Source organism: Endozoicomonas sp. G2_2, assembly GCF_017744135.1.
Classification (GTDB): Bacteria; Pseudomonadota; Gammaproteobacteria; order Nevskiales; family Salinisphaeraceae; genus Salinisphaera.
Genome location: NZ_JAGHQU010000005.1, coordinates 229,090 through 245,764 on the forward strand (window position 1 = coordinate 229,090; position 16,675 = coordinate 245,764).

14 protein-coding genes are annotated in these 16,675 nt (G+C 65.5%); 3 read left to right on the top strand and 11 right to left on the bottom strand.

The window, feature by feature from the left end:
- Nucleotides 1-54 precede the first annotated feature (54 nt).
- Nucleotides 55-327 carry an RNA-binding protein gene (locus J7355_RS08185; protein ID WP_209061556.1) on the bottom strand — a complete coding sequence of 91 codons (273 nt, stop codon included), beginning with the start codon at nt 325-327 and terminating at the stop codon, nt 55-57.
- 193 nt (nt 328-520) lie between these two features.
- Nucleotides 521-1,294, bottom strand: coding sequence for a M48 family metallopeptidase (locus J7355_RS08190; RefSeq protein WP_209061558.1), 774 nt, complete (start codon nt 1,292-1,294; stop codon nt 521-523).
- A 131-nt stretch (nt 1,295-1,425) separates the two neighbouring features.
- Between J7355_RS08190 and uvrD the strand changes: the two genes are divergently transcribed.
- The 3 genes from uvrD (at nt 1,426) to J7355_RS08205 (ending at nt 5,995) form a co-directional block, all read left to right on the top strand.
- Nucleotides 1,426-3,585 carry a DNA helicase II gene (gene uvrD, locus J7355_RS08195; protein ID WP_209061560.1) on the top strand — a complete coding sequence of 720 codons (2,160 nt, stop codon included), beginning with the start codon at nt 1,426-1,428 and terminating at the stop codon, nt 3,583-3,585.
- A gap of 268 nt (nt 3,586-3,853) precedes the next feature.
- Nucleotides 3,854-4,834: a DUF3187 family protein gene (locus tag J7355_RS08200; RefSeq protein ID WP_348523011.1), complete on the top strand. Its 981-nt coding sequence runs from the start codon at nt 3,854-3,856 to the stop codon at nt 4,832-4,834.
- 27 nt (nt 4,835-4,861) lie between these two features.
- Nucleotides 4,862-5,995, top strand: coding sequence for a transporter substrate-binding domain-containing protein (locus J7355_RS08205; RefSeq protein WP_209061564.1), 1,134 nt, complete (start codon nt 4,862-4,864; stop codon nt 5,993-5,995).
- A gap of 49 nt (nt 5,996-6,044) precedes the next feature.
- On the opposite strand, the gene J7355_RS08210 is transcribed toward J7355_RS08205, so the two are convergent.
- The 9 genes from J7355_RS08210 to J7355_RS08250 all read right to left on the bottom strand — a co-directional run bounded on the left by J7355_RS08210 (nt 6,045) and on the right by J7355_RS08250 (nt 16,674).
- Complete coding sequence (locus J7355_RS08210) at nt 6,045-6,764, bottom strand: SPOR domain-containing protein (RefSeq protein ID WP_209061566.1); 720 nt, start codon at nt 6,762-6,764, stop codon at nt 6,045-6,047.
- 289 nt (nt 6,765-7,053) lie between these two features.
- Nucleotides 7,054-8,700: an arginine--tRNA ligase gene (argS, locus tag J7355_RS08215; RefSeq protein ID WP_247739874.1), complete on the bottom strand. Its 1,647-nt coding sequence runs from the start codon at nt 8,698-8,700 to the stop codon at nt 7,054-7,056.
- Between the two features lie 84 nt (nt 8,701-8,784).
- Complete coding sequence (locus J7355_RS08220) at nt 8,785-9,615, bottom strand: class I SAM-dependent methyltransferase (RefSeq protein ID WP_209061570.1); 831 nt, start codon at nt 9,613-9,615, stop codon at nt 8,785-8,787.
- A gap of 60 nt (nt 9,616-9,675) precedes the next feature.
- Complete coding sequence (locus tag J7355_RS08225; RefSeq protein ID WP_209061572.1) at nt 9,676-11,877, bottom strand: primosomal protein N'; 2,202 nt, start codon at nt 11,875-11,877, stop codon at nt 9,676-9,678.
- A gap of 273 nt (nt 11,878-12,150) precedes the next feature.
- Nucleotides 12,151-12,729: a CoA pyrophosphatase gene (locus J7355_RS08230; RefSeq protein ID WP_209061574.1), complete on the bottom strand. Its 579-nt coding sequence runs from the start codon at nt 12,727-12,729 to the stop codon at nt 12,151-12,153.
- A gap of 82 nt (nt 12,730-12,811) precedes the next feature.
- Nucleotides 12,812-14,209 (bottom strand): NAD(P)(+) transhydrogenase (Re/Si-specific) subunit beta, encoded by a 1,398-nt coding sequence (locus J7355_RS08235; protein ID WP_209061577.1) that lies wholly within the window; start codon nt 14,207-14,209, stop codon nt 12,812-12,814.
- A gap of 46 nt (nt 14,210-14,255) precedes the next feature.
- Entirely contained in the window at nt 14,256-14,540 is a 285-nt protein-coding gene (locus J7355_RS08240; RefSeq protein ID WP_209061579.1) for an NAD(P) transhydrogenase subunit alpha, read from the bottom strand.
- A 41-nt stretch (nt 14,541-14,581) separates the two neighbouring features.
- Nucleotides 14,582-15,754, bottom strand: coding sequence for a Re/Si-specific NAD(P)(+) transhydrogenase subunit alpha (locus tag J7355_RS08245; RefSeq protein WP_209061580.1), 1,173 nt, complete (start codon nt 15,752-15,754; stop codon nt 14,582-14,584).
- Nucleotides 15,755-15,909: 155 nt separating this feature from the next.
- Nucleotides 15,910-16,674 (bottom strand): DUF4412 domain-containing protein, encoded by a 765-nt coding sequence (locus tag J7355_RS08250; protein ID WP_209061581.1) that lies wholly within the window; start codon nt 16,672-16,674, stop codon nt 15,910-15,912.
- Nucleotide 16,675: the final 1 nt, after the last annotated feature.

Sequence of the window (16,675 nt, forward strand, 5' to 3'; positions counted from 1 at the left end):
AAAAAAAAGCCGCCCGATCAGGCGGCTTTTCTTGTTCTTCGCGAACGGTCGCTCTTAGAAGCGACGCGGACCGCGGGGACGGTCGTCGCGCGGACGCGCTTCGTTCACCCGCAGGGTGCGACCACCCAGGTCCTTGTTGTTCATGCCTTCGATGGCTTCCTTGGCGGCGCTGTCGTCCGGCATTTCCACGAAGCCGAAGCCGCGCGAACGGCCGGTCTCGCGATCCATGATCACCTTGGCCGACGACACTTCACCGAACGCCTCGAAGGCGCCACGGAGTTCGTCGTCATTGGTGTTCCACGACAGGTTGCCCACGTAAATATTCATCTCGACTGATCCTAGCGATACCGTGTCATTATTTCTGAAAAACCGTACGGACTCGTCAACGACACCAAACTAAGACCAACGGAGAACGGCTAAGCCGTACAAATCCGAGTCTACATATTTTTTCCGCCGTGCAATAGCTCAAGACGAAAAATATTTCAAGTTTTGACGTTCATCACGCCAGACTTGCGGCAGGCTAGCTGCAGTTCGTCTTGTTCGGCGCCTGCTGGTAGAGCTGCATCGCCTGATTCATATGACTTTGCAGGTTGTTGATGCGGGTCTCGTTCGAAGGGTGGGTCGACATGAATTCCGCCGGCTTCTCGCCGCCGGCCGCGGCCATGTTCTGCCACAAAGCCACGGATTCGCGCGGATCGAAGCCGGCCCGTGCCATCAGTTCCAGCCCCACGGTGTCGGCTTCGCTTTCCTGAGCGCGCGAGAACGGCAGCAGAATGCCGACCTGAGCGCCGAGGCCGAGCGCGGACATCACCGCCTGGCTGCCGGCGCCACCGCCGGAACCGCCGAGAAAGGCGGATACGACCTGGAGGCCGCCCTGGGTGGCCGCCTGCTGGGACACCCGCTCGTTGCCGTGCTCGGCCAGTACATGGCCGACTTCATGCGCGATGACCGTTGCCAGTTGATCGTCGGTTTGGGCGACATCCAGCAGTCCGGAGTAGACGCCGATCTTGCCTCCGGGCAGTGCGAACGCATTGACCTGATCGCTGTTGAAGACCACGACTTCCCAGGTGCCGCCGGTTACATCGGTAATGGCGTCGGCGACACAGCCTACGTAGTTATTGACGGACGAGCCGTTGGCGACCGGCGTCTGACTTTTCATTTCCTGAAAGCTCTGGGCGCCCATCTCGGCCAGGCGCTGCTCGGAAAACAGCTTGAGCTGATTACGCCCGGTGGGGGAAGTCGCGCAGCCCACCAGTACGAGCAGAATCAGCGCAGGCGTGATGAGTCGATGCATGGTCTGGAATCTCCCGGTCGGTCGGCGCGAGCCGACGGACTGTCTACTCTCGTTACCGCCTATTCTAGGCACTTCGCCTTTCGGGCGCATTAACGCACGACGCCGCTGGGGCCTTGGTTACAATGCGCGCCATGGACGACGTATCGACGATTCTCGAACCCCTGAACGAAGCCCAGCGCGAAGCGGTGGGTGCGCCGCCCGGGCACATGCGCGTGCTTGCCGGCGCCGGCTCCGGCAAGACCCGTGTGCTCATTCATCGCATTGCCTGGCTGATTGGCGTGGAAGGCGTGGCCCCGCAATCGATTCTGGCGGTGACCTTCACCAACAAGGCCGCCGGCGAAATGCGCGCGCGCCTGGAGCCGATGCTGCGGGTGCCGGCGCGGGCGATGTGGGTCGGTACCTTCCACGGCATCGCGCATCGGCTGCTGCGCCTGCACTACAAGGAAGCGAAGCTGCCGCAGGCGTTCCAGATCATCGATGCCGACGATCAGTACCGGCTCGTGCGCCGCACGCTCAAGAATCTGGAAATGGACGAGCAGCGCTGGCCGCCGCGCCAGATGCAGGGCTTCATCAACAGCTGCAAGGAAGCTGCCGAGCGCCCGCGCGACCTGGCCGATACCGGCGACTATGCTAGAAGTCAGATGATTCGGGTCTATCAGGCCTACGAGAACGCGCGCGAGGCCGCCGGCCTGGTCGATTTCCCGGAGCTGCTGCTGCGCGCCTTCGAGACCTGCCGCGACAACGCGGATCTGCTGGCGCACTATCGCCGCCGCTTCAGTCATATCCTGGTCGACGAATTCCAGGACACCAACGCCCTGCAGTACGCCTGGATACGGCTGTTGGCCGGCACCAACGGCAAGGTGTTCATCGTCGGCGACGACGACCAGTCGATCTATTCCTGGCGCGGCGCGCGGGTGGACAACATCCTGCGCTTCGAAGACGACTTCAAGGACACGGCCACGGTTCGCCTGGAGCAGAACTATCGCTCCACCGGCACCATCCTCGGCGCGGCGAACGGCCTGATCGGCCACAATCTCTCGCGTCTGGGCAAGGAGCTGTGGACGGCCGGCAGCGACGGTGAGCCGATCGATGTCTACGCCGCGTTCAACGAATACGACGAAGCCCAGCACGTCGTCACGCGCATTCAGAACTGGATCGCCGAGGGCGGCAAACGTTCGGATATCGCCATTCTCTATCGTTCCAACGCCCAGTCGCGGGTGCTCGAGGAGCGGCTGATCGCGGCCGAGATCTCCTACCGCATCTATGGCGGCCAGAAGTTCTTCGAGCGCGCCGAGATCAAGGACGCGCTGGCCTATATGCGCCTGCTGCAATCGCGCGCCGACGACGCCGCCTTCGAGCGCATCGTGAACACGCCGACGCGCGGCATCGGTGCGACCACGGTCGACAAGATCCGCAGCCATGCCCGCGCCGGCGCGATGAGCCTGTGGCAGGCGGCCTTCGATCTGGCAGAGAACGGCCTGCCCGCCAGGGCCGGCAAGATGGTGATGGCGTTCATCGAGCTTATCGACACGCTCGACGCCGAGATCGAGGGCATGGCCCTGCATGAGATTGCCGAGAAGGTGATCGTCGCCACCGATCTCAAGGCCCACCACGGCAAGGGCGGCGATGAAAAGGCCGAAGGGCGCAAGGAAAACCTCGACGAACTGGTCTCGGCCGCGCGCGCCTATACGGCGGACGACGACGAAACCATGGACGAGATCACCCAGTTCTTGGCCTATGCCTCGCTGGAGGCCGGCGAAAACCAGGCCGGCGAATGGGATGAATCCGTGCAGCTGATGACCTTGCATTCGGCCAAGGGGCTGGAGTTTCCGCTGGTGTTCATGGTCGGTCTCGAGGAAGGCCTGTTTCCGCATCAGCGCTCGGTCGACGACGACAACGGTCTCGAGGAAGAACGCCGGCTCTGCTACGTGGGCATGACCCGCGCGATGGAGAAGCTGCATATCTCCCACGCCGAGGTACGGCGCCTGCACGGCAGCGAAAACCTCTGCGCGCCGTCGCGCTTTCTGCGCGAGATTCCGGCCGATTATCTGCGCGAGGTGCGTCCGCAGGCTGGGATTAGCCAGCCCGTGTTCCGGCCCGGCAGCATCGCCAAGTCCGAACAGCGGGCCGCCGGGTTGTCGCTGGGCCAGCGGGTGGCGCACAAGAAATTCGGTCAGGGCACCGTGCTGGCGTTCGAGGGCGACGGCGCGCGGGCGCGTATTCAGGTGAATTTCGACGGCGTGGGCAGCAAGTGGCTTATCGCCGGGTATGCCAAACTCGATCCGGCATGATCTGAATCGTGTTATTAACCTGGCAGGGAATACCTTCATGCCGGGTTAACAGCGCGAATGCGCCTCGGCGCATTCGCCACGGCTACCGGCCGCGAAGCCATTGAAGATAAAGAACGGACATGCCCCGGTCTTTATTTTCGGCGGCTTTGAAAACAGCCGATCTTTCAGCTGTTTGGGTGACGATTAATAAAAACGAACGCGCCGTACGGCGCACAGCCTTGGGGGCGACATGGGGTTACGTCGTGCAGGGAGATGGTACGGGTTGTCGGTGCTGGTCGGCGCGGTGGTGCTGACAGCGCCGGCATTTGCGCAGGATGACGATCGCCTTGCGCCACAGCCGCTGACCTTTTCGGATCAATCGCCGACGGTGAGCATCTACGGTCTGCCGCGCGCCGACGGCTATACGGTGGCGCAGCCGGGCGCATGGCATGCCGGGCTGCGTATCGACTACACCAGTCATTACACCGAACAGGAAAGCGGCAACGAATCCCTGCTGTTCGACGGCGAGACCACACGCGCGGCCCTGGTGTTCAGGCGCGGCTTTGCGGGGCGCTGGCAGGCCTCGGTGGAAATTCCCTTCGTCGATCACAGCGGCGGCTTCGCCGACGGTTTCATCGACGATTTTCACGACGTCTTCGGCTTCGCCGACGGCGGCCGCTCGGGCGCGCCGGACGATCGCCAGACCTTTCGCTATCAGCGCGACGGCCGGCTGGCGCTGGATGTCAGCGATTCGCCTTCCGGCATCGGCGATGTTCGTCTGGGTTTGAAGAAGCGGCTGCCCGGCGTTGGCGACTGGGGCATGGCTGTCGCCGGTGAACTCAAGCTGCCCACCGGCGATGCCGATCGGCTGACCGGCAGCGGCGCGGCGGACGTGTCGCTCTGGGCCACGATCGGAAACAACCAGAGCGGGACATCACGCTGGCGCATGCTGGCCGGCGCCGGTGGCCTCTATTCCGGCGAGGGCGACGTACTGGAACGACAGCGCGTACAGGAAGTGGCCTTTGGCTGGGCCACGCTTGGCTATGCGCTGACGCCGGCCTTCGTGGTCGAAGTCCAGGCCTATGCCCACAGTGCCTTCTACGAAGACACCGATATCGAGGCGCTGGACGGTACCGCGGTGGCTGGCGCACTGGGTTTCGACTGGCAGCTCACGCAGCAGTCGAGCCTGGATTTTGCGATTATCGAAGACCTGAATACCGGCGCCTCGCCGGATGTGAGTTTCATGCTGGGGCTGCGTCACGATTTCTGACGCCGTACCCGTCATTAGGGGGAATAGATGAAAGATCTCTTGTCGTTCAAGACGCTGACGACACTCGTGCTGTGTGCCTTGCTGGCCTTGATGGCCTCGCCGGCCTGGGCGCAGCAGGATGCCGACGACGCGGTCTCGGCAGCCATGCCGGCCAGCGAGCGCGGCGCCGATCTCATTGTCGGCACCAAGGCTGCGCCGCCTTTCGTGGTCGAGGACGAGGCCGGCGCATTCTCCGGTATCAGCATTCAGCTCTGGGAAGCGGTGGCCGATCGGCTCGGGGTGCCGTTCGAGTACGCGCCCAGCGACCTGAGCGGCCTGTTTACCGGGTTGGGCGACGGCACGCTCGATCTGTCGGTGGCCGCGCTTACCGTGACCGCGCCGCGCGAGGCCAATATCGATTTCTCCTACCCGTTCTATTCCACCGGGCTGGCGATCGCGGTCCCGGCGGGTGGCAGCGCGGTATGGGGCACGATCAGCCGTTTTTTCTCCTGGCAGTTCTTCACTGCCCTTGGCGCGCTGGCGCTCGTGCTGCTGGGCGTCGGCGTGGCCATCTGGTTCTTCGAGCGCCGATCCAACGCCGAGGAATTCGGCGGCACGACCGCACAGGGGCTGGGCAGCGGCTTCTGGTGGGCGGCGGTGACCATGACCACGGTGGGTTATGGCGACAAGGCACCCAGGACGTTCGGCGGCAAGGTCATCGGTCTGATCTGGATGTTCGCCGCGATCATCATCATCTCGAGCTTCACTGCGGCGATCGCCACGTCGTTGACCGTCGATCGGCTGGCTTCCGGCATCAACGGCGTGCAGGATCTGGCCAACGCGCGGGTGGTGACGGTCAAGGGCTCCGCCGCGGCCGACTCGCTGAGCGAACGCGGCATCGCTTTCACGACGCGCACCGAGCTGGAAGAAGGGCTGGAGGATCTGGCCGCCGACCGTGTCGATGCCGTGGTCTATGACGCGCCGCTGCTCAATTACCGCGTGCTCAACGACTACGCCGGCACGCTCGAAGTGCTGCCGTCCGTGTTTGACCGCCAGGATTACGCGTTCGCCCTGCCCCAGGGCAGCGATCTGCGCGAGCCCATCAATCGCGCGATTCTGGAATACCTCGCGGGCGACGAATGGCGCGCGACGCTGACGCAATACATGGGCAAGCAGCCCTAGCTGCGCGTTATCCGGACGATCGTGCGGCGCCCCCGGCGCGGGCGCCGCGCTATTTCTTGGCCCGCATCACCAGGGTGTCGATCCGGTTCTCGCGCAGGCGCTTGAGCATGCGGTTGAGCTCGTCGCTGGAGCCGATGGTGTTGCTCTGCACGCGATAGACGGTCTTGCCCGAGGGCAGGTCGACCTGCACGATCCGCGCCGCCAGGCCCAGCAGGCCAAGCTCGGCCTTGCGCCGATCCGCGTCGGCGTGGGTCGAGAACGAGCCGGCCTGAATGATGTAGCTGCCCGGCTCCTCGACGCGGGGGGTGGTCGGCTGCGGCGTCTCGGTTTCTTCCGGGTCGGGCGGCGGTGCCGGCCCCGCGCCCGCGCTGGTGCCTTCCTCCGGATATTCCTCCTCCGGGATCACCACCTCGTAGTTCGGCAGCATCTTGTAGAAGGAGAAACGCGGTTCTTCCTCGGCCTTGGCGGGCTCGGCCGGCTGTTCTTGCGGCGCGCTTTCGGCGGACTTGTCGCTGCCGGTGACCTTGGGTGTGGCGATCTCGACCTGTTCACGCGCGAGCGTGCCGCCGGGGCGCGCAAAGACATAAAACACCGCGGCCACGGTCAGCCCGATGCACAGCCCGCAGACCATCCATACCCAGCCCGGCGGGCCGCCGCCCTTGGCGCGCCGGCTCTTGGTCGGTTTGGCCGCCGGCTTGCTGCGCGTGGTCTTGCGCTTGCCGTTCTTCGACGAGGCGCTGCCCGGACGCGAGGAATAGTCTCGAGCCATCAGGAAACCTCTGATCTATTCAGCCGTGGATCGCGTTCGCGTCCCATGCCGTCTGACTGCAAGGCGCCGGGCGAAGTGCCGTGGCAGGTGCCACGGTCGAGCCCGGCAACGCCGCTGGCGGGCGGCATGGGCCAAACCTTTTGCCTTGCAGGCAAAAGGCCAGGCTCTTGCGCGCGCCTGATCTGCGTCATTTGTCGTTCATGTGCAATAAGCACATTTCTCTCCTCATTCCTTGTCAGCCGCGCGCAAGAACTCTGGCGCGACCGCGTATGAATAGATCAGAGGTTTCCTACATTTTCTCCGGAGCACTCACGCCCAACAGCCTAAGCCCGTTGGCGAGCACTTGCCGAGTCGCGTACACCAGGGCGAGGCGTGCGTTGCGCAGCGCGCCGTCGTCGACCAGGAACTGCTGGGCGTTGTAGTAGCTGTGGAAAGCGTCGGCCAGATCGCGCAGATAGTGCGCCACGGTCTGCGGTGCGCAATCCGCCGCGGCAGACTCGACGAGTTCCGGAAAGCGTGACAGAGCGGTGATCAGGCGCTGTTCGTGCGGCGTATCCAGGCGCGCCGGATCGGCCTCGTCGCGGGCGAAGACGAGGCCGCGCTCGGCGAGCTGCCCGTCGACGCTGCAGATACGCGCGTGGGCGTACTGGATGTAGTAGACCGGGTTTTCCTCGCTCTGGCTGCGGGCCAGGTCGATATCGAAGGTCTGTTGCGAATCCGGCTTGCGCGCGGCGAGAAAATAGCGCGTTGCGTCGCGTCCGACTTCGTCGATGAGATCGCGCAGCGTCACGTAGGAACCGGCCCGCTTGGACAGTTTCACTTCCTCGCCGCCGCGCATGACGGTAACCATCTGATGTAGCACATAGTCCGGCCAGCCCTCGGGTATGCCCATATCCAGTGCCTGCAGGCCCGCGCGCACGCGGGCGATGGTGCCGTGGTGATCGGCGCCCTGTTCGTTCACCGCGCGGGTGAAGCCGCGTTCCCATTTGGCCACGTGGTAGGCGACGTCCGGCACGAAATAGGTATAGCCGCCGCCGGCCTTGCGCATGACGCGGTCCTTGTCGTCACCGAAGTCCGTGGTCTTGAGCCAGAGCGCGCCGTCCGCCTCGTAGGTGTGACCGGCGGCGATCAGGGCCTCGACGGTCTGCTCGACGCGATCGTCGGCATACAGCGCGGACTCCAGCGAATACACGTCGAAGTCGACGCCGAAGGCTTTCAGGTCGGCGTCCTGCTCGCGACGCAGATAGGCCACGGCGAATTCGCGGATGGCGTCGAGATCCTCGGCATCGGCCGCACCGGTGACCTCGCGGTCGTCGGCAGCCACGGTCTCACCGGCGAGATAGGCGGCCGCGACATCGGCGATATAGTCGCCGCGATACCCGTCGTCGGGCCAGGCGCTGTCTTGCGGTGTGATGCCTTTGGCACGCGCCTGCACCGACACGGCCAGGTTGGTGATCTGGGCGCCCGCATCGTTGTAATAGAACTCGCGGGTGACGTCGAAGCCTACGGCCTCGAACAGCCGCGCCATGCAGTCGCCGACCGCGGCACCACGGCCGTGGCCCACATGGAGCGGGCCGGTCGGGTTGGCCGAGACGAACTCGATCATCACCTTTTCGCCCGCCCCGGCATCGCTGCGGCCGTAGGCGTCGCCGGCATCCAGCACGCTGTCGATCGCGGCACGAAAGGCAGCCGGTGCCAGGAAGAAATTGATAAAGCCGGGGCCGGCGATCTCGACCTTGGCGATGCGTTCGTCGTCGGGCAGGGCATCGACGATCGCCTGCGCGATCTCGCGCGGATTGCGGCGCGCGGCCTTGGTCAGCGTCATCGCGATATTGCTGGCGAAATCGCCATGTGCGGCATCGCGGGTACGTTCGACATGTGGCGTGGCCGACGTGTCGATATCGGGCCAGGCCCGATCGGCGGCACGGGCGAGCAGATCCTGTACGAGGCGTTTCACGGTGGTATCGGTTCGAGGCGGTCGCGAATGACCGCGCAGTCTAACGCGGCGCGTCACACCCGGCTATGTCTCGGCCTCGATGAGAGCGAAAGCGCGCTCGGCGGGCGGCGGCGCGCGCCCGGCGTCGGCCAGTTCGGACTCCGGCAACACCCGGGCGTCGGCGAAGCCGCTGGACTTGAGCAGTGCGATGGCCTCGCCAGTATCGGCACAGAGCTGGTCGAGCATGTCCCGGCCGCTGATTCTACGCAGTGCGTCGAGTACGAGGTGGGCGGCCGGCCCGAAGCGCTCGATGCGATCGCGCGGGTGGACTTCCAGCAGATAGCGGCCGCCGCCGAGCCGCTTGAGCAGTGACGCAATCGCCTGCCAGGCGCGTTGTTTCTCGGCGCGGTCGAGATAATCCGTTACGCCTTCGGTCATCGCGATCACGCGGGCGTTGTTCGGCGCGGTGAGTGCGGCGCCCAGATGCGGCGCGAGCAAATCGCCGGCTTCCAGCGTGTAGTTCGTCGGCAGCGCGTGGGCCGCGAGCATTTTCTCGCGGGCGCGCACCATGTCGGGCAGGTCGTAGTCCACCCAGTGCATGTCGGCATGGCGCTGGGCGTAGGCGATGCCGCGGGTCGACAGGCCCGCGCCGATCTCGATCGCCAGCCCCGGCGCTTGGCTTTTCGCCCACTCGGAGAACCAGTAGTGACGCCAGTAGAGCGTCTCGGTGAACGCGCCCGGCGCCGGTGCGACGGTTCGCAGCGCGCGACAGCCCAGATGCATGGGCAAGAACAGCGCGCGGCCGCGCAGGGTGCTGAACCACTGGGCGTGTTCGAAGCCGAAATGTGCCCAGGCGCTCGCCGTGGCGTAGCCAGTCAGCGAAACGCGCGGATTGCCGGCAATCGTCTCTGTCATGGTCGTGTTCGATAGGCCTGCCAATACCGCAGGCTCGCACAACTGCGGCGCTCGTGCGCGCTAGAGCAGGTCCTGCGGGTCGACATCGATCGACCAGCGTACGCGGCGCGCGCCGGGCAGATCGGCGAGCACGCGCTGCCAATGATCCAGCGCCGGGTGCAGGCGCGCGCGCCGCGTGGCGTGCAACAGCAGATGGGCGCGATAGCGGCCCGCGCGGCGCGGCATCGGGGCCGGAACCGGGCCCCAGCAAGCGATATGTTCGTCGACGTTGATGGTCGCCGCGGCCTGTTCCAGAAACGCCTGTGGCGGCTGCATATCGTGTGCTTCGGCGCGCAGCAGGGCGAGATGCCCGTAAGGCGGCAGCCCGGCTTCGCGCCGCTCCGTCAGTGCGGCGCGGGCAAAGCCGTCATAGCCGTCGCTGAGCAGGCGATGCAGCAGCGGGTGCTCGGGGTTGCGGGTTTGCAGCCAGACCTCGCCGGCCAGGTCGCCGCGTCCGGCACGCCCGGCGACCTGCGTGACCAGCTGCGCCATGTGCTCGGCGGCACGAAAATCGGCCGAGAACAGGCCGCCGTCCACGTCGAGCACGCCCACACAGGTCAGGCGCGCGAAATCGTGCCCTTTGGCCAGCATCTGGGTGCCTACGAGCAGCTGTGTGGCGCCGCTGGCGACGTCCGCGAGTTGCGATTCCAGCCGCCCCTTGCGCGCCATGCTGTCGCGATCGAAACGGGCGATGCGCACATCCGGAAACCGGCTGCGCAGCGCCCCCGCCACGCGCTCGGTGCCGGCGCCGAGTGCGACGAGCTGTTTGGAGCCGCAGCTCGGACAGGCAGGCGGCGCGGGCTCGTTCGCGCCGCAGTGATGGCACTGCAGGCGCGCGCCGCCGCTGTGCAGGGTCAGCGGCGCGTCGCAACGCGCGCAGGGCGCGATCCAGCCGCAATCGTGGCAGGACAGGGCGGGCGCATACCCGCGGCGGTTGATGAAGATCATCACCTGATTGCCGGCGGCGAGGTGGCGTTCCACGTGGGCGAGCATCGGGTCGGACAAACCGCCGAGCAGCGGGCGTGAGCGGATATCGATCACCCGGATTGGCGGCATGGCCGCACCGGTGGCGCGCCGGGGCAGCTGCAGATGGGCAAAGCGTTTCTGCTCGGCGTTGTGGAGGCTCTCCAGCGCCGGCGTCGCACTGCCCAGCACGATCGGCACGCCGCGCTGCTGGGCGCGTCGCATGGCGACATCGCGGGCGTGATAGCGGAAACCGTCCTGCTGCTTGTAGGAGCCGTCGTGTTCTTCATCGACGACGATCAGCCCGAGCCGCGGCAGCGGCGTGAACACGGCCGAGCGCGTGCCGATCACGATGTCGGCATCGCCGGCGCGCGCCGCACGCCAGACATCCGCGCGTTCGCCTTCGCTGCGCTGGGAGTGAAGTACGCCGATGGCGGCGTCGAAACGCGTGCGCAGGCGCTCGATGAGCTGCGGCGTCAGGCCGATTTCCGGCGCGAGGAACAGCACCTGCCGGCCGGCGGCCAGGGTGCGGGCCATGCGCTGGAAATAGACTTCGGTCTTGCCGCTGCCGGTGACGCCTTCGAGCAGAACGGGGTGGAATGCGTCCCCGAGCGCGCACAGATGATCGACCGCCACCTGCTGATCATCGCCGAGCGCGGGCGCGGTGCCGGCGACGCCATGCTCGAGGGCGCCGGGCAGGTCGACGGGTTCGATCAGACCGCGACGTTCGAGCGCCTTGAGCGGCGCCTGCACGGAACCGAAACGCGCGAGCAGATGCGAATGAGCGGTGGGATGCGGCGTGGCGCGGATCGCGGCCAGCAATTCGTGCTGGCGCGTGGCGTTGGCCGCGGGCTCGTTCGCGCTCTCGTTCGCGGCGGCCTGCCAGCCGCGGTGGCGGTTTGGCGTCTGGTCCATCCGTGTACGCCGCAGGGCCACGGGCAGGGCGGTCGCAAGCGCTTCGCCGACAGGGTGGTGATAGTAGCGGGCGGCCCAGCGCAGCAGCCCGAGCAGTTCCTCGTCGAGCACCGGCGCGTCGTCGAGAACCGCTTCGATGGCGCGCAGGCGCGCGGCGGCGACGTCGCTTTCGTGGGCGTGCTCGATCACGATCGCCACCAGCCGACGACGCCCGAAACGCACGAGCACGCGACTGCCCACCGGCGTCGGTGCGGCGTCGCCGATGTCGAGATAATCGAAGCCGCCGTACAGCGGAACCGGCACGGCGACACGCAGGATCGGCGGGCTTTCGCGGCCTTCGATCAAAGGCTTATAGCCTGTGGATAAAATCGTGGATGGTTTTGCACCGCAGCGAGCATAGTTTTCTTCTAAGAACCGAAACGGCTTGAAATAAATTAACAATAAATATTAAAAACAGTCAGTTGCGTTCTATTGTCTTCAAGCTGCAATGCAGCAACCGGTGACGCGCGATCTTTTGAACGTTGTGCATATGTGGACAACTTTGGCTCATCCCCATGCTCGTGCGGCCGGCCCGGCCCCGGCCGACTGTGGACCTCAGGCTGCACGATACGGGTGCGTTCAGGCCAGTGCGCGGAGCTCGTCGAGCATCGCGAGCGTGAGGCCCCAGAGTCGGTGCCCGTCGCCACAGTCGTAGCAGGGCATGGGAACCGGCACGCGGCCGATTTGCCAGTGCATCGTGCGCCGTTGGTCCGGTTCGTCGAGCCAGGCCAGCGGCAGCCAGCGCGTTGCCGTGATTTCGTGGTTGAGTGTTGGCGTGTGCGTGCGGGCCTGTCGATAGACGAAGGGGGAGACCACCATCGGCGCGCGTCTGCGGTGATCGAGCGTCAGCCGATCGCCAAGGCGGCCGATGCCGTCGTCGCGAGAAATCGTCAGCCCGACTTCCTCGGCCGTTTCCCGGCAGGCGGCCGTGGAAGCGCTGGCCTCGTCGGCGGCGTCGACGCGGCCGCCCGGAAAGGCCATGTCGCCCGACCAGGGGTCGCCCGGGCGGTGGGCGCGCACGGTGAGCAACACTTCGGCGCCCTGGCGGGTTTCGCGCAGAATCACCGCGACCGCCGCCCGCTTGAGCCGGTGCCGCCAGCGATAGCGACGCGGCCGGTAGCGGGCCAGTGCCGCAGCCAGGGGAGCGATCTCGTGCATGATGTCGAGCTCAGCGCGGAATATGGGAGCCGAACGAAAAAAGCCGCCCGCAGGCGGCTTTTTCCTCTTTGGCCCGACAGCCCTAGAGCTGCTTGAGGCCGTTGGCCAGATCGGTACAGACCTGCTTCGCGTCGCCGAACACCATGCGGGTGTTGTCGCCGAAGAACAGGGCGTTCTGTACGCCCGAGAAGCCGGTGCCCTTGCCGCGCTTGACGACATAGACCTCGCGGGCCTTGTCGACGTCGAGGATCGGCATGCCGTAGATCGGGCTGGATTCGTCGGTACGCGCGGCCGGGTTGACCACGTCGTTCGCACCGATGACCAGGGCCGCGTCCGCGGTCGGGAACTCGGCGTTGATCTCTTCCAGATCGAAGATCTTGTCGTAGGGCACGCCGGCCTCGGCCAGCAGCACGTTCATGTGACCCGGCATGCGGCCCGCCACCGGATGGATGGCGAACTTCACGTCCACGTCGTGCTCCTTCTCGAGCATCTGCACGAACTCCCAGAGCTTGTGCTGGGCCTGGGCCACGGCCAGGCCGTAGCCCGGAACGATGATCAGGCTGTCGGAGTAGGCGAACGAGGCGGCGGCGTCGAAGGCCTCGACCGATTTCATTTCGCCTTCCGGGCCGTCGGCTTCGCTGCCGTCGTCCACGCCGAAGCCGGCGAACAGCACGTTCGAGATCGAGCGGTTCATGCCATTGGCCATGAGCAGCGTGAGCAGCGTGCCGGCGGCACCCACCACCGTGCCGGCGATGATCATGGCCGCGTTGCCGAGCACGAAGCCCTCGAACGCGACGGCCAGGCCGGTGAAGGCGTTGTACATCGAGATGACCACCGGCATGTCGGCGCCGCCGATCGGGTTGGTCAGCAGGACGCCGAAGGCCAGGCAGAGCACGAAGAAGATCGTGACCAGAACCGGCGCGCTGCCGGTGGAGAAAATGATCCAGATCGCGAGCAGCACCGTGACCAGCGCCACGCCGCCGTTGATGGCCTGCTGCGCCGGCAGACGGATGGTCTTGCTCATCTTGCCTTCGAGCTTGGCCCAGGCGATGAGCGAGCCGGAGAAGGACACGCCACCGATCAGGGCGCCGAGCACGGCGAGAATGAGCACGGTCGTGCCGTGATCGAAGGCGCGCCCGGAGTACATCTCGATGAGCGCGATCGCGGCTGCTGCGCCGCCGCCCATGCCGTTATAGAGCGCAACCATCTGCGGCATACCGGTCATTTCGACCTTCTTGCCGGAATACCAGGCGCCCGCACCACCAATGCCGATCGCAAGCAGGATCAACACATAGCGGAAAAAGCCGGCATCCATCATCGGATGCCAGAGCGTGACCACGGTGGCCAGCACCATGCCGATGCCGGCCCACTTGATGCCGCTTGTCGCGGTCTTGGGCGAGCCCATGCGCTTGAGGCCGATGATGAACAGTACGGCCGCGATGAAATAGCTCGCGTCTACGGTGAATTCCCAGAAACTCATATTCGGTAACCCTTTCGTGTAATCGGTATTCGCGGTCGGGGCGTGATCAGTCCTTGGAGGACTTGAACATTTCGAGCATGCGCGCGGTCACCACGTAACCACCCACGGCGTTGCCGGCCGCGAGGATCACGCCGATGAAACCGATCAGCGTTTCCCAGAAACCTTCGGCATGGCCAAGTGCGACCATGGCGCCCACGAGCACGATGCCGTGCACGAAGTTGGAACCCGACATGAGCGGGGTATGCAGAATGGCCGGAACCCGGCCGATGATCTCGTAGCCGGTAAAGGCCGCGAGCATGAAGATATAGAGTGCGACAAAACCTGTGATCACTGTCTTTTCTCCCGGAAAAATTTGCGCCGCGTACGCAAGGCCTAGGCCTTGTCGCCGAGGGCTTCCTTGGCGGCTTCGTTGACCGTTTCGCCGTCGTGCGTCAGCGCGGACTTGGCCAGGATCTCGTCGTCCCAGTTGATTTCCAGCTTGTGCTGCTTGTCCGCCGGCTTGGCGTCTTCCTGACCTTCTTCCGGCACCACGATGAGCTGCAGGAAGTTGAACAGGTTCTGGGCATACATCTCACTGGAATGCTCGGCGAGCAGTGCCGGCACGTTCGACGGCCCGTAGATGGTCACGCTGCCGTGGGTCACGGTCTCGTCGGGCTTGGTCAACTCGCAGTTGCCGCCGCCCGAAGCGCCGAGATCGATGATCACGGAGCCCGGCTTCATGGCGTCGACCATCTCGGTGGAGATGATCTTGGGCGCCGGCCGGCCGGGCACGGCAGCCGTGGTAATCACCGCGTCGGCATCGGCCATGTTCTTGGCCAGCATGTCCTGCTGTTTCTTCTTTTCCTCGTCAGTCAGCTCGCGCGCGTAGCCGCCCTCGGCCTCGGCCTTGACGCCTTCGGCCATGAGGAAGTCCGCGCCGAGTGATTCGACCTGTTCCTTGGTGTCGGTACGCACGTCGTAGGCGAACACCTTGGCGCCGAGACGCTTGGCCGTGGCGATCGCCTGCAGGCCGGCCACGCCGGCACCGATGACCAGCACCTTGGCCGGGCGGATGGTGCCCGCGGCGGTGGTCAGCATGGGCAGGAAGCGTTCCAGCGAATTGGCAGCCATGAGCGCGGCCTTGTAGCCGGCGGCCGAGGCCTGGGAAGACAGCGCGTCCATCGACTGCGCACGGGTGATGCGCGGCACCAATTCCATGGCGAAAGAGGTCACGCCGGCCTTGTTGAGCGCTTTCACCACGTCCGGGTTATTGTGCGCCTGCACGAAGCTGACCAGCACCGAGCCCTGCTTCATCTTGCCGATCGCCTTGGCGCTCGGTGCATTGACGGCCAGCACCACGTCGGCGCCGAAAATATCGCCCGGCTTGTCGCTGAGCTTGATCGGGTCCTTGAAGGAGTCATCCGGAATACGGCTGCCTTCGCCGGCACCGTTCTCGATGGTGAGATCGACGTTCAGCTTGGCCAGCTTGTCGGCCACCTTCGGCACCATGGCGACGCGTGTTTCGCCGCTGGCCGTCTCTTTCGGGACTGCGATAGTTACGCTCATGTTTTCCCTTGTTTGATTGCGATGAACATCCGGCGCGGCAGCATGGTCGGCGCGAGGCGCGCCATAGCCCCCTTCGGGCCGCAGGCCGGATCAACCCTCAGGCAGTCTAACCGAAACCATACGGCTTTCGTAGCAGGCGGCGCTGTGGCACGCCCCTAGCCGCCAGGCTGCGTGATCGCGGTTTCGATATAGCCATCGGGGATGGTGAAACGCTTTTCGGGCAGCGAATCGTGGGCCACGTTGGACAGCTGACGGCGCTCGCCGGAATTGGTGTCGGTGAAGCGAACCGGCATGCCGGACAGGCTCAAATAGGGCAGGCCCGCGGTCTCGAAACCGGTGCCGGCGAGCATGGTCTGCATGAGGGAGAACATCGACTTCACGCTGGCGAAGGTCTGCTTGGACATACCCAGCGCGTCGGGGCTGGCAATACACAGCGTTTCCGCCGGCTTGCCGTCGCGCACGACCTGGACGACCTCGCAGGGTACGCCGGCCACGCTGTCCTCGCGGCCGGTACGGTCGAGGCCGACTTTCTGGGCGCTCGTGTCCAGGCCGGGTACGGACTGGAGCATGGCAGCGCGGGCGGTGGCCTGCTGACCTTCGGGCAGCTGCTGTACCCGCGACTCGATCTGGGCGCGCAGGGCGTCGACGCGTTCGCGTATCGCACTGGCGGTGTTGCGATCCAGCCGCGTGTAGCTGCGATCCGACGGGTCGATCGAGAAGATCGCTTCGGACGACTCTTCATAGAGCTGCCACTGGCGCGTCGCGTCGTCGATGCGCACGGCGCCGGGTTTCATGTCGACGGTGAACTCGCCGCTGGCGCCCTGATAGGTCAGCGTCGTGTCGGCCTGGGCAGCGGTGGCCGCCACGCCCAGCAAACCGGCCAGCAGGAGCGTGCTGGCGCGGGTAAGATATCGGCTCATG